At 71.2% G+C, this 12,024-nt stretch carries 13 protein-coding genes and 3 tRNA genes; 5 read left to right on the forward strand and 11 right to left on the reverse strand.

Going from position 1 to position 12,024, the window contains the following annotated elements; genetic code table 11:
- Positions 1-19: 19 nt before the first annotated feature.
- The gene (locus ACEZDE_RS30630) at positions 20-211 is read right to left on the reverse strand and encodes a DUF5999 family protein (RefSeq protein WP_380543254.1); all 192 of its coding nucleotides are present in this window, start codon (positions 209-211) and stop codon (positions 20-22) included.
- Between the two features lie 274 nt (positions 212-485).
- The gene (locus ACEZDE_RS30635) at positions 486-1,082 is read right to left on the reverse strand and encodes a hypothetical protein (RefSeq protein ID WP_380543257.1); all 597 of its coding nucleotides are present in this window, start codon (positions 1,080-1,082) and stop codon (positions 486-488) included.
- A gap of 384 nt (positions 1,083-1,466) precedes the next feature.
- Here ACEZDE_RS30635 and ACEZDE_RS30640 point away from each other — a divergent pair, with 384 nt between their 5' ends.
- Positions 1,467-2,993 (forward strand): glutamate--cysteine ligase, encoded by a 1,527-nt coding sequence (locus tag ACEZDE_RS30640; protein WP_380543260.1) that lies wholly within the window; start codon positions 1,467-1,469, stop codon positions 2,991-2,993.
- 165 nt (positions 2,994-3,158) lie between these two features.
- Complete coding sequence (locus ACEZDE_RS30645; protein WP_380543263.1) at positions 3,159-3,962, forward strand: CPBP family intramembrane glutamic endopeptidase; 804 nt, start codon at positions 3,159-3,161, stop codon at positions 3,960-3,962.
- Positions 3,963-4,010: 48 nt separating this feature from the next.
- Here ACEZDE_RS30645 and ACEZDE_RS30650 read toward each other — a convergent pair whose 3' ends face one another.
- Together ACEZDE_RS30650 and ACEZDE_RS30655 are read right to left on the reverse strand one after the other, a co-directional pair.
- Positions 4,011-4,565 (reverse strand): hypothetical protein, encoded by a 555-nt coding sequence (locus ACEZDE_RS30650; protein ID WP_380543265.1) that lies wholly within the window; start codon positions 4,563-4,565, stop codon positions 4,011-4,013.
- 49 nt (positions 4,566-4,614) lie between these two features.
- Positions 4,615-5,352 carry a TetR/AcrR family transcriptional regulator gene (locus ACEZDE_RS30655; RefSeq protein WP_380543268.1) on the reverse strand — a complete coding sequence of 246 codons (738 nt, stop codon included), beginning with the start codon at positions 5,350-5,352 and terminating at the stop codon, positions 4,615-4,617.
- Positions 5,353-5,711: 359 nt separating this feature from the next.
- On the opposite strand from ACEZDE_RS30655, the gene ACEZDE_RS30660 reads away from it, so the two are divergent.
- A complete protein-coding gene (locus ACEZDE_RS30660; protein WP_380543271.1) occupies positions 5,712-6,416 on the forward strand; it encodes a PadR family transcriptional regulator in 705 nt (234 codons plus the stop codon).
- Here the strand turns inward: ACEZDE_RS30660 and ACEZDE_RS30665 are convergent.
- Complete coding sequence (locus ACEZDE_RS30665) at positions 6,394-7,065, reverse strand: HAD domain-containing protein (protein WP_380543274.1); 672 nt, start codon at positions 7,063-7,065, stop codon at positions 6,394-6,396. The two genes, ACEZDE_RS30660 and ACEZDE_RS30665, sit on opposite strands and share 23 nt — an antisense overlap.
- Before the next feature lie 256 nt (positions 7,066-7,321).
- Here ACEZDE_RS30665 and ACEZDE_RS30670 point away from each other — a divergent pair, with 256 nt between their 5' ends.
- Entirely contained in the window at positions 7,322-8,032 is a 711-nt protein-coding gene (locus ACEZDE_RS30670) for a Clp protease N-terminal domain-containing protein (protein WP_380543277.1), read from the forward strand.
- A gap of 16 nt (positions 8,033-8,048) precedes the next feature.
- Here ACEZDE_RS30670 and ACEZDE_RS30675 read toward each other — a convergent pair whose 3' ends face one another.
- The 6 genes from ACEZDE_RS30675 to ACEZDE_RS30700 form a co-directional block, all read right to left on the reverse strand.
- Positions 8,049-8,444 carry a nitroreductase/quinone reductase family protein gene (locus ACEZDE_RS30675; RefSeq protein WP_380543280.1) on the reverse strand — a complete coding sequence of 132 codons (396 nt, stop codon included), beginning with the start codon at positions 8,442-8,444 and terminating at the stop codon, positions 8,049-8,051.
- Positions 8,445-8,502: 58 nt separating this feature from the next.
- Positions 8,503-8,577, reverse strand: a tRNA-Trp gene (locus ACEZDE_RS30680).
- A 169-nt stretch (positions 8,578-8,746) separates the two neighbouring features.
- Positions 8,747-8,819, reverse strand: a tRNA-Leu gene (locus ACEZDE_RS30685).
- Position 8,820: 1 nt separating this feature from the next.
- A tRNA-Met gene (locus ACEZDE_RS30690) sits at positions 8,821-8,895 on the reverse strand.
- A 342-nt stretch (positions 8,896-9,237) separates the two neighbouring features.
- Entirely contained in the window at positions 9,238-9,429 is a 192-nt protein-coding gene (locus ACEZDE_RS30695) for a hypothetical protein (protein ID WP_380543283.1), read from the reverse strand.
- A 612-nt stretch (positions 9,430-10,041) separates the two neighbouring features.
- A complete protein-coding gene (locus ACEZDE_RS30700) occupies positions 10,042-11,226 on the reverse strand; it encodes a helix-turn-helix domain-containing protein (RefSeq protein ID WP_380543286.1) in 1,185 nt (394 codons plus the stop codon).
- Between the two features lie 130 nt (positions 11,227-11,356).
- On the opposite strand from ACEZDE_RS30700, the gene ACEZDE_RS30705 reads away from it, so the two are divergent.
- Positions 11,357-11,908 (forward strand): flavoprotein, encoded by a 552-nt coding sequence (locus ACEZDE_RS30705; protein WP_380543289.1) that lies wholly within the window; start codon positions 11,357-11,359, stop codon positions 11,906-11,908.
- Positions 11,909-12,024: the final 116 nt, after the last annotated feature.

Genomic DNA, 12,024 nt, shown 5'->3' on the forward strand with positions numbered 1-12,024 from the left:
CCCTGACGGGGGGAGGCGCTCAGGCGGCGGGCACCAGGGTGCGGTGCGGGGCGATCACCTGGCCGTCGGGGAGGATCTCGCCGGTGTCCTCGAACAGCAGGACGCCGTTGCACAGCAGGCTCCAGCCCTGTTCGGGGTGGCTCGCCACGACGACGGCTGCCTCACGGTCGGTGGAGTCGGCCGACGGGCAGTCAGGACGGTGCTGGCACATGTCTCGTACCCTCGATTCAGAGTTGCTGGTCACCGCGCGGCCCGCCTCGGAGGTGTGAACCGCCTGCTTCTCGGGTAGAGGCAGAGGCCGCCCGCGCTGGTTCCCAGTGTCGACGGACGGGGACGCGTCCGCAGCCATTTGGTGACATGCGTCACCAGTCTCCTCCACGGACCACCCGTTCGGGCCCCACCTTGTGGTCAGGGCATGCCGAAGTGACCATGCTCGGCATGGTCACTTCGGGTGATGCCGTTCCGGCGGGCCGGTCGGGCGGTGGTCAGTGCGTCGCGGTGAGCAACTGCCCGCTGCCGAGCGACAGCGACGACAGCAGCCGCTGCGCGTCGTACGGGAGGTGCGCGGTCACCCCGAGCGGCGCGGGCGCAAGCGGAATCAGCAGGTCCGCGGCACCGGAGCGGTCCAGCACCGGGTGCAGCCAGAGCGCGGTCATGTAGTGGCCGGGCACCGAGAGCAGCCGCGGCAGGAACACGGTGGGCGACCCCGCGATGTGCGCCTGGGCCTGGTGCAGCGCCCGCAGCGTCGCCAGCGGGTAGGGGCCCTCGGCGAAGTGCGAGAAGACCGGCCCGTCCGGGGTCTCCCTGGTGTCCGCGGCGGCGACGATCTCCTCGTCGTCCCGGATCAGGAAGCGCCAGCCGGTCCGCGGCGCGGCGGTCAGCGCGGCGACGGTCCCGTCCGGGCCGGACGGCGCCGGGACCGGTTCGAGCAGGTGCACCGGCAGCGGGTGCGAGGGGATGAGCACGCCGGTCCTGCGCCGCATCGCCGCGGTGCGGACCGCGCGGACGGCGCTCGGGGAGTCGAGCGCGCCGATGACGGCGCGCAGGGCGGCGGCGGGGGGCTGGGGCATCGACAGCGACATATGGGTTCGCCTCTCGGGGCAGAGACAGGCGGTGCGGGAACGTGCCGAGGGAACCGGCGCCGGGGCGAGCGGCGGAGGCCCGAGGTGCTCGCGTGCGGTGGAACGTATGCCGGGAGGGTGCGGGTCGGGGCCCTTTGCGGATGGCCCGGGTGGCCCGGATGCAACTCCTACTCGTAAGGGTGAGTCTATACGAACGGATGCGCGCCGTGACTCTTCTACTACTCACCGTGTGTGACCGCAAGTACGGTCGGGGAAGGTTCGTATGCGCAAGGGGGAGTTGGCACATGCCGCGACGGCAGGCTATCGATCTCGCTCACTGGGCATGATGCCCACGCACGGGCACGGGCAAGCAGGGGACGCCGGCGACCGAGGAGGACGTGGCACATGGGGGAGAAGGTCGAAGCGGGGGGCTCCGATCTGGCGGACCGCCAGCTGTACCGCAGGAAGCTCCGGCAGTGCCAGGAGGCCCTGGAGCTGATGCTGGCGGAGGGCAGGTTCGACCGGCCCAGAGCGCTGATGGGACTGGAGATCGAGCTCAACCTGGCCGACGAGGACGGGCAGCCGGCCATGCTCAACGGCGCCGTCCTGGACTCCATCGCCAGCGGTGACTTCCAGACCGAGCTGGGCCGCTTCAACATCGAGGTCAACATCGCCCCGCACCGGCTCGGCGGCCGGGTCCTGGAGGAGCTGCGGGAGGAGATCGACACCGGCCTCCGCTACGCCGACCGCAAGGCGGCCGAGGTCGGCGCGCGGATCGTCACCGTCGGCATCCTGCCGACGCTGACCAGCGAGCACGCGGTCCTCGACAACATCTCCGAGGGCGACCGCTACCGGCTGCTCAACGACCGGATCCTGGCCGCCCGCGGGGAGGACATGGCGCTCGACATCGAGGGCGTGGAACGGCTCACCGTGGACGCGGTCTCCATCGTCGCCGAGGCCGCCTGCACCTCGCTGCAACTGCACCTCCAGGTCACCCCGGCCCGCTTCGGCTCGGTCTGGAACGCCGCGCAGGCGCTGACCGGGCCGCAGCTCGCGCTCGGGGCCAACTCGCCGTTCCTGTTCGGCCGCGAGCTGTGGCGGGAGACCCGTCCGGTGCTGTTCGAGCAGGCCTGCGACACCCGTCCGGCCGAGCTGAAGGCGCAGGGGGTCCGGCCGATCACCTGGTTCGGCGAGCGCTGGGTCGACTCGGCCGCCGACCTGTTCGAGGAGAACCTGCGCTACTTCCCCTCGCTGCTGCCGATCTGCGACGACGAGGACCCGCTGAAGGTGCTGGCGGCCGGCGGCACCCCGGTGCTGCGCGAGTTACGGCTGCACAACGGCACCGTCTACCGCTGGAACCGCCCCGTCTACGACGTCGCGGACGGGGTGCCGCACCTGCGGGTGGAGAACCGGGCGCTGCCGGCCGGGCCCACTGTGGTCGACACCCTGGCCAATGCCGCCTTCTACTACGGCCTGGTCCGGGCGCTGGCCGACCAGGTCCGCCCGGTCTGGACCCGGCTGCCGTTCGAACTGGCCGCGGAGAACTTCCACCTGGCGGCCCGGCACGGCATCGAGGCCGAGCTGTGGTGGCCCAGGGCCGGGCGCTTCGGGGCGCGCGGGCCGGGCGTGCGGGCCGGCGGCGGGGTGTCCCGGGTGCCGGTGCGGGAGCTGGTCCTGGACGAACTGCTGCCGCTGGCCCGCGCCGGGCTCGACGCCTGGGGGGTCGAGGCGGTCGACCGGGACCGCTACCTGGGCATCATCGAGCAGCGCTGCGTCCAGCGGACCAACGGGGCGGCCTGGCAGAGCGCGGTCTTCCACGACCTCAGGGACCGGCTCGGGCTCGACCGGGGAGCGGCGCTGCACGGGATGACCCGGCGCTACCTGGAGCTGATGCGGTCGGGGCAGCCGGTGCACACCTGGCCGGTGCGGTGAGGTGGCCGGTGCGGTGAGCGGGGGCGCGGGCGTCGGTGTCGTCGCCAGCGCCGTCGGCGGAGGCGGGTTCGGAGGCGGGTGAGGAACGTGCTGCGTCGGACGGCTCCGGGCACAGGGGGCTGTGCGATGATCGGCCGAATCGTCCGTCGTGTGGGAGATGTCGCCGTGGCCAGCACTACCAGCAGCAGCACCGACGCGCCGTCGATCGTCCCGGCGCGGCTCACCCGGCGGCTGCTCGGCTGGGAACTGGTCATCGTGCTCGCCCTGTCGCTCGGGGCGAACGGCGTCAGCGCGGTGATCAGCTTCATCGGCTCGCTCACCGCGCCGGCCAAGCTGAGCAGCCAGACCGCGCAGCTCAACGGCTCGCTGGCGCCGGGACGGCCCTGGCTCGACTTGAGCTGGCAGCTGTTCGGCATCGCCACGGCGTTGGTGCCGGTGGTGCTGGTGGGGCACCTGCTGCTCCGTGAGAACTCCTCGCTGCGCGCGCTGGGCTTCGACCTGACCCGCCGTCTGGACGACCTGGGCAAGGGCTTCCTGGTCGCCGCCTGCATCGGCGGCACCGGTCTGGCCCTCTACCTGGGCGCGCACGCGGCCGGGGTGAGCCTGACCGTGGTGCCCAGCTCACTGCCGGACGTCTGGTGGCGGATCCCGGTGCTGATCCTCTCGGCCGCGCAGAACGCGGTGGTCGAGGAGGTCATCGTGGTCGGCTACCTGCTCCGCAGGCTGGACCAGCTCGGCTGGTCCTGGCCCGCGGCGGTCGCGGCGAGCGCACTGCTGCGCGGTTCGTACCACCTGTACCAGGGGGTCGGCGGGTTCGTCGGCAACCTGGCGATGGGGCTGATCTTCTGCCTGCTCTACCGGCGTTGGCGCCGGGTCGCCCCGCTGGCGCTGGCGCACACGCTGATCGACACGGTCGCCTTCGTCGGCTATGTGCTGCTGGCCGGGCACGTCAGCTGGCTGCCGACCTGAGCCTGCCTGCCTGCCTGATCCTGCCTACCTGAATTCCTGCCCGACGGGTCAGATCGTCGGGAGATCGCTGAGGCGCTGGACGACCGCGAGTATCTCCGGCGCGGATGCACTCAGAGCGGTCGGCAGCAGCACAAGGGGACTGCCGAAACGCCTGGTCAGTGCGGCGGCGCGGGCCGCGGGGCGGGAGAAGGGCAGCGGGAGCCCGGAGGGCATCGGCGGCAGCAGGATTCCCGGCCTGGCCAGGAACACCACCTCGACCGGGCGTCCCTTCCTCGGCAGGGTCGACTTCACATGCAGGAGGTCCGCCCACGGCACGGTCCGGTGCCCGTGCACGGTCACCCCGTGCTGGTCGAGCCGCAGCAGCCAGGCCTTGGAGCGCAGCCGCCACTGGGTGACCGCGATCAGCAGCAGCGCCAGCAGGTCCGCCGCGCAGGCCACCACGGCGGCGCCGAACGTCCACGTGTCCGCGGGATCGAACAATCGCGCCACCGCGGAGAGTTGCACCAGCACCAGGAGCGCGGTCAGCGGAGCGAGGCGACGGAACCGGGCGGGACGGAGCTCCAGCGGGGGCTGCTCCGAGCAGTGGGCTGCGGTGGTGGACATGGGCGCACACATTAGCGGACTGACCAGGGAAATCAATGGGCGTTCGCTGTCACCCCCGGGGCTGCTGCCGGGGGATCAGGTTGTCGATGACCAGGCCGAGGGCGAAGTCGAAGCGGTCGTGCCCCGCGCCCGCGGTCAGTTCGACCGCATGGCTCCTGATCTGCGGGAACCGGTCGGCGGGCAGCGCTTCGAACCTGCTGACCAGCTCGTCCCGGCTGAGCAGCCACTCGTGGTCCCGGTGCTTCTGCCGCTGCGCGAGCAGCGAGCGCTCCAGGGCGTAGGCGCTGACGTAGAGGGAGAGGCTGTCGATCGCCCACGCCGCCGTCTGCGGTGCGACGCCCCCGGCGAGCAGGATGGCGAGCAGGCCCTCGTTTACCCGGAGGGTCTCCAGATTGGTGGGGACCATCGCGAGCGCGGCCCGGGAGACGCCCGGGTACGCGAGGAACTGGTCGCGCAGTTGGGCGCACACGTCGCGGACCTGGGCCTGCCAGGCCGCCGGATCGGGCTCGGGCAGCACGATCCGGGAGCAGAGCCGCCCGATCAGCAGGTCGTCGATGTCGTCCTTGTTGACGATGTGCGCGTACAGCGAGGACGGCCCGGTGCCCAGGACGTGCGTGATCCTGCGGACGGTGAGCGAGTCGTACCCCTCGGTCGCGACGACGTGCAGCGCGGCGTCGGTGATCCGGGCGAGCGTGATCGGCGCCTTCTGCGGGGTGGTCGGCTCGGCGTCGGAGGGCTGCTGCGCATGGCGGGCGGCTCGGCCACGCCTGGGCTGATCGGAGGGCATGGGGGAATCCTAGCCTGGCATGAACTAAGTTCGTCCTCGGCCGCCGTCGCCGACATCCAAACCGGCTGACCGCGGCGCCGACTCGTCCACCCCATCCGCGGCTTCGGGGAACTCGGCAAGCAGCGCCGCACAGAACCCGTCACCACCCCGTCGGGCCGGACAGCAGTGGGCTCGCCTGCGCACAGACTCCGATACGTCTCCGACCACGACGTCCCCCTGAGGTGGCCTTGACGGTGCAACCAGTCTGAGGGTCTCGGACGCTGGGTGGGGAAGGGGGTTGCCTAATGAGTGCTTCCGATATATCGTTGAGCCATCGGGACAGTCGTTCTGATGTACTTGTTCATGACAGGAGTAAGATCATGTTTGCCAACACCAACACACCTTTTGACCCCGCGCAGCCCGGCCGTTCCGGTCGGGGTGGGCATGGAGAGCGTGGCCGTCAGGGCCACCACGGGCATCACGGCCGGGGCGGGCGGGCGGAGTTCCGCGAAGCGTTCGGCGGGTTCGGGCCGCCGCAGCCGGGCTTTCCCGGCGGCGGGCGTGGCGGGCCCGGCGGGCCGTTCGGGCCCGGCTTCGGTCCGTTCCGGGGCGGCCCCGGCGGACGCGGCGGCCGGCACGGCGGGCGGGCCCGGCGCGGGGACGTTCGCGCGTCGCTGCTCGCGCTGCTCAAGGACCGTCCGATGCACGGCTACGAGATGATCCGCGAGATCGCGGAGCGCTCCGGCGGCAGCTGGAAGCCGAGCCCCGGCTCGGTCTACCCCACCCTGCAGATGCTGGAGGAGGAGGGCCTCGTCACCGGTGAGGAGACCGGCGGCAAGAAGCTGTTCAAGCTCACCGACGAGGGTCGCACCGAGGCCGAGGCCGGCCCCGAGGCCCCCTGGGAGGAGGCCGGGCAGGGCGAGCACTGGCAGATCTTCCGCGAGTTCGGCCAGGCCGAGGGCGCGGTGCGGGACGCGCTGCGCCAGGTCGTCGTCACCGGCACTCCGGAGCAGCGGGCCAAGGCGCTCGCGGTGCTCGCCGACGCCAGGAAGCGGATCTACCTCATCCTCGCTGAGGAAAGCTGACCGGTGCCGGCGGCTCGCGCAGCAGCCGGTCCACATGGGGGCGGCGCAGCCCCTGGCCCGGGTCGACCGGCAGTACCAGCCGGTCGACCCGGGCCGCACAACTGGCCTGCACGGCAGCCGGGATCAGGTCGTCCAGCCAGGCGAACGGCCGTCCGGCGGCGTGCCGGACGATCGGCGCCCAGTCCCCGGCGGGATGGCGTCCGACCGGGACGAACGGGAGTGCGGGCAGGCCGAGCAGTGGGGCTATGCAGAGATTGGCCTGCGCCTCCCAGGTGCTGGCCCAGACGAGTTCGTACACCGCGGAGAGTTCGCGCAGCCAGCCGCCGTGACGCGCCGACACCAGCACGGCGCTGCCGTGGATCCGGTGGGTGGTGAACTCGGCCGCCGGGCGCGGGCAGACCGGGTTCAGCACGCCGTCGACGTCGAGGAAGAGCAGCGGCTTGTCGAACGGGCGGCGGCGTCGGCCGTGGTCCGGGTCGGGGTCCGGGTTGTGACCGTGGCCGTGACCGTCCGGTGCGACGGTCGTTGCGGGAGTGGGGTCGATGGAGGGCTCCGGGGTACGGGCCGGGTGGCGGCGGAGTGACTGCCGGGACGCTGTGGCCCCGTCGTGGTGTCGGACGAACCGGCGTCCCGGGTGGTTGCGTGGCATCGGGGGCGCGGGAGTGTCGCGCGCGCCGGGTGGTGCAACCGCGCGCCGTCTGGCGAAACGTGGCGTGGCGGATCGGTGTCGTGCCCGGTGATGGGCCACCCGTGGACGGGGCGGTCGCTGTCGGACGCGTGGGGGACAATGAGTAGATCGTATCTGTGGGTTGACTGCCGCTCACGCTACGCAGCAGACTGCCGGTGGCAGCGGGCCCACCAGGCCCTGCCGTACCTGCCCCGTCCCTGACGATGTGGTGGATCACGTGTCCCTGAATCTCTCCGGAAGCATCCCCGGCGCCTCCTCCGGTCACCTCGCGGGCGTCGGCGCGGATCGCTTTGCTGCCGAGCACCTTGCCGTCGACCGGGCCGCCGTCGAGCGCCTGGAGCGGGCGGGGGCGCTGGAGCCGGTTGCCGCGCGTGCGCGGCGCAGAGCGGTACGGGCCGGCGATGCCGAGGTCGACACCGGCCACCTGCTGCACGCCCTGCTGGAGTCGGATCAGCGGGCGCTCGGCCTGCTTGCCCAACTGCCGACCCAGTCAACGCGGTTGATGGGGTATCTGGCCCAGCGCAGCATCGGCTTCGGCCGGGACTGGCGTCCGGGGGAGGGGGCGGGCGCCCCGCGTGCCCGGCTGTCCGCGTCGCCCGGCTGGAGCCGTTCGGCGACGGCGGCGCTGGGGCGTGCGGGACTCGCCGCGCTGATACGCGACGGCGGCGAGCCGGACTCCCTGGACCTGCTGGCCGAACTGGTCTCCGACCCGGAGAGCAGGGCGGCCGAGGTGCTGCTCGGCGCCGGGGTCGACCTGGCGGCGGCAGCGGCCCGGGTACGGGCGGTCGCGGGGGACCGGGAGGGTGCGGGGGAGTGCGAGGAGTCGGGGGAGTGTGACGGGTCGGGGGAGGGCGTTGGATGCGTCGGTGGCCGAGCCGACCGGGCTGGTGGCGGAATTGACGACGGGTCGGACCGCAAGGACGGCTGACGCAGCCGTGCGGGTTTCACTCGGTGAGGTCGACGCGGATGGTCATCAGGTTGCCGCCGAGGGACCGGACTGCGGTGCTGTTGACCCGGGGCAGGGTGCTGAGCCGGGCGACCGCGTCGTCCTCCGGGAGCGGGTGGGCGGTGCCGCCGTACCAGCGGCCCCTGATCCGGACCCGTACCCGCGGGTCCGCCTGGATGTTCCGTACGTAGTGCGACTTCTCGCCGAACTCGGAGACGATCCAGAACACGTCCCCGATCCGCCGCCCGCCGAGCGGTGTGCGCCGGGGCAGGCCGGACGTCCGTCCGGTGGTCTCCAGCAGGGTCTGGCCCGGTAGCCGCGACATCAGCGGGTTGGCGATCCGCCGCTGGAACGCGGTGACGGCCCGGAACCTCAACTCGGCGTTGCGCGACATCGGCGATGCTCCCCTGTTCGCTGGTCGGTAGGTGCTACGACGCAGGGTAGTGCGGCTGCTGGGTCGGCAGGATTCGAACCTGCGGCACTCCGGGTTGGAGCCGGATGCTCTGGCCGGGCTGAGCTACGACCCATCGGCGCCGGACGGAGGGACCGAGGGACGGAACCGGCCGACGCGCGGTGCGTTGCCGAGGGATCGAACCTCGCGTGCCCGAAGGCCAGGGCTTTACAGGCCCCGTTGCGCCCAGCGCTCAACGCGCGACACCGACGGGACCGAAAGAAACCCCCGCGCAGCGCCTTGCGTAGCGTCGGTGCGATTCGAACGCACACTGGTTCGGTCCTGAACCGAATCCCTCTGCCGTTGGGGTACGACGCCCTAGCGGAAACGGGATTCGAACCCGTGACCTGCGGATTATGAGCCCGCCGCGCTGACCGAACTGCGCCATCCCGCTGACACGATCGTAGGCAACGACCACCCCCGGAGGCGAAGGGTTTTCGACCGCACCACAGCTCGGTCCGGTACCCGACTGGCGTGCGCCTCCCGCGCGATTCGTCCGACCCCGGGAAGCGCCGAACGGCAGGCGGGACGCCCCGTGGATCTACCGCTTAGGGTGTCCACGTCCTGGGCCTGTTGGTCGCCGCGGGTACCGTCGGGCACCGGTCGGGGCACTGCACGATGGTGGCGCCGGCCCCGGAGTCGCTGTGGATCTCGGCGACGATGCGCCCGGCTGCGGACCATGTTCCGCAGTACCGGCAGTGTCCTGCCGCGGTGCCTTCGGGTTCCTCGGTGGGCGTCATGTGTCCTCCTCCTGGTGGCATGCGCAGGCGCAGATCCGCGGCACCCAGCCGAGGTGCTCGCTCTGGTAGCCGGGGTGCGGGCAGGCCGGGCAGCCGTCAGGGAAGCCGGGGGTCGCGGAGCCGACTTGGCACTCCGGGGTCAGATACCTCGTCGGTGCCGGGCGCGCTGCTGGCGGGGCGGTGGTCATGGTGCGATCTTGCAGGGCAAGCCCTCCGCAGGCTGCGGGGACCGTGTTCGTGCACCCGTCGACCGACTGGGGTGGGATCAGCCAGCCCGCAGACGGGGTCAGCCGTGTCATGACGCCGCCTGTACGGCCCGAAGGGCGTCGGCTAGAGCCTCTGTGTCGACGAGGTCGGGGCGGTCCGGATCTGGTGGGCACAGCCAGTGCGGCCCAGGTGGTTCCAGGGTTGTGGATCCTGGAACGCCGACGTAGGTGGACGCGCCGAGCGCGACTGTGTCGGGTACCGACCAACTGACTGAGGTGCCTGCGGCGACGAGGAAGTACAGGCGTGGCCGCAAGGCGCTGGGTTCCCAGGTCACTGGCCCTGGGCAGTGCCCGGTCTTGTGGTCCAGAAGCTGCAAGGCGTCGAGGCCCAGCGGCTGCGGTACCACGATGGCATCCCCCACCGGCCGACGGACACCATGCCGATGGTCTGCTCAGGTGGCATCCACGGGAGCCGAACGTGCTGTTCCATCCTCATGACGCCCTCCCTGGACTGTTGCTCACAGTCACAGAGTGATCGCGCATGAAACCCGTAACTAACACTCTTCAGTGTTAGTCCTTGACTTCACGGCAGGGCTACATGCCAACCCAGGCGGCGAAGTTCGCGAGCGTGTCCGGTGCCGCACGCTTGGCCGTCAACAGGCCCGTCACGGTGTCCCGCACGGTAGGGCTGTACCGGGTCTGCTGCGGTGCCAGACGCCGGGCTTCCAGCAGGTTCCGGAACGCCGCCTCGATACGACCCGTCCACAGCTGGGCCCTGGCGATCTCCGCCCGGTGGTGCGAGGCCCGGGAGGCCGGCCAGTCCTCAGGAACTCTGATTGTCTTGGCCACAGCGAGGGCCTGTGCATATAGATCCTGGTCCACCAGGATGCTCGCGTGGTGCACAGCAACATTCGTCGGCCCGAACGTCAACCAGTGGACCTGCAGTGCCTCTCCGGTCACCTCGGCATACCGGCGCGCCTCGTCGATGTGGCCCATCGCGGTGTCGCCGTCCCTGTCCCGGGCAGCGAGGACTGCGGCCCCTAGGTGAAGCTGCCCCGTCACCGCGTCCCGTGCCCGTCCCGGATCCGCCAAGGCGACGGTCTGGTGGCCGATTTCGGCGAGTCTCCGGCCCGTGCGGTACTGGCCGGCCCGCAGGTACCCCAGGGACCGCAGATACTGGCGCACACCGGCCATCGCCGGGTCCGAGCCCCGTTCCGCGGCCCACGCCATCCGGTCCAGGGCGATCGATGCCAGGTCGTAGAACCCGAGCTTCGTCGCCACGTCGTAGGCCGACCGGTAGGTGCTCGCCAGGGCCGACCAGGCGCGGTCGCTCGGCTTGAGGTGAGCGGAGGTGGTGATCTCCTGGATCAGTCCGGGGAGTTCAGAGGCTGCGGTGCGCAGATCCGTCGCCCGCACCAGGGAACACAAGCGGTCCGCGTCCAGTACGAGGTTGTCCAGTGACCGCGGGCGGATACCGGGGTCGGCGCCGAGGTCGTAGACGTCGAGGGACTCGCGGATCGGGTTGATCAGCCCGTCGAGCTGGTCCTGCTGGAGTTCAGCCAGGTAAGGCTGCCCGGCCAGGTCAGTGACCGGTACGGACAGGGCTCGGGCATAGGCGGCAAGGAGCGCCGGACTAGGCTGCTTCTTGCCCTGCTCGACCTGCGCGACCATGCTGGCGGAGGAATGCGAAGCTGTGGCGAGACCCTGTTGGGTGAGGTGGCGTAGCTTCCGGATACGGGCGACGCGCTGACCGGTGTGCTCATCGTCTGCAATGGGCATAATTTACCCCGTTCCTGACTTGTCATCTGGAACGGTACCCGGCACTCATGGTGAGGGAACTGCATTCGCCCCTACTGCCCAGCGGCGGGGGCGGTTGCATGACCGCAGCGCCTGGGGTTGGGTGACCGCTATGGCTGATCATGTGCTGTACCTTTTCGGCTCTGCCGCGCCGCCCGTCTTCGACATCGCCGAGGTCGTGGAGCGGGCGCAAGCGGACGGGTGGGACGTGTGCCTTGGGTTGACGCCGACCGCGGCGCTCTGGCTCGCTGACAACCTGCCCGCGCTTGAGGCCCTGACGGGACACCCAGTCCGCAGCCGGTACAAGCTGCCTGGGCAGCCGGACGCGTGGCCGCCGGCGTCAGCTGTGCTGCTGGCCCCGGCGACGTTCAACACGATCAACTCGTGGGCGCTCGGGATCACGACGTCGTTCACAGTCGGCTGTGCTGCGGAGGCGATCGGGAAGGGCATCCCGCTGGTGGCGATGCCCTGCGTGAACGCGGCGTTCCTCAAGCACCCGCAGTTCGACCGCAGCGTTACGGACCTCCGTGGTGCCGGAGTTGAGATGCTCCTGGGTGAGGGTGGCTTCGTGCCGAACCTTCCTGGGCGGGGCGACCCCAAGGCTTACCCGTGGGAACGCGCGCTGGCCGCAGTGCTCCGAACGAGGCCGACCCCGGCGGGTTAACAGCATGGCCACGTTTGCCTGGGACAATGTCGGGCCTTTCCCGGCGAAGCCCCCTTCATGCCCGACGCGGGGGCTAGGGGAATCCCCGCCGCTCCCCAGGGACTCCCCAGCGTGAC

The organism is Streptacidiphilus cavernicola (assembly GCF_042510955.1).
Taxonomy (GTDB): domain Bacteria; phylum Actinomycetota; class Actinomycetes; order Streptomycetales; family Streptomycetaceae; genus Streptacidiphilus; species Streptacidiphilus cavernicola.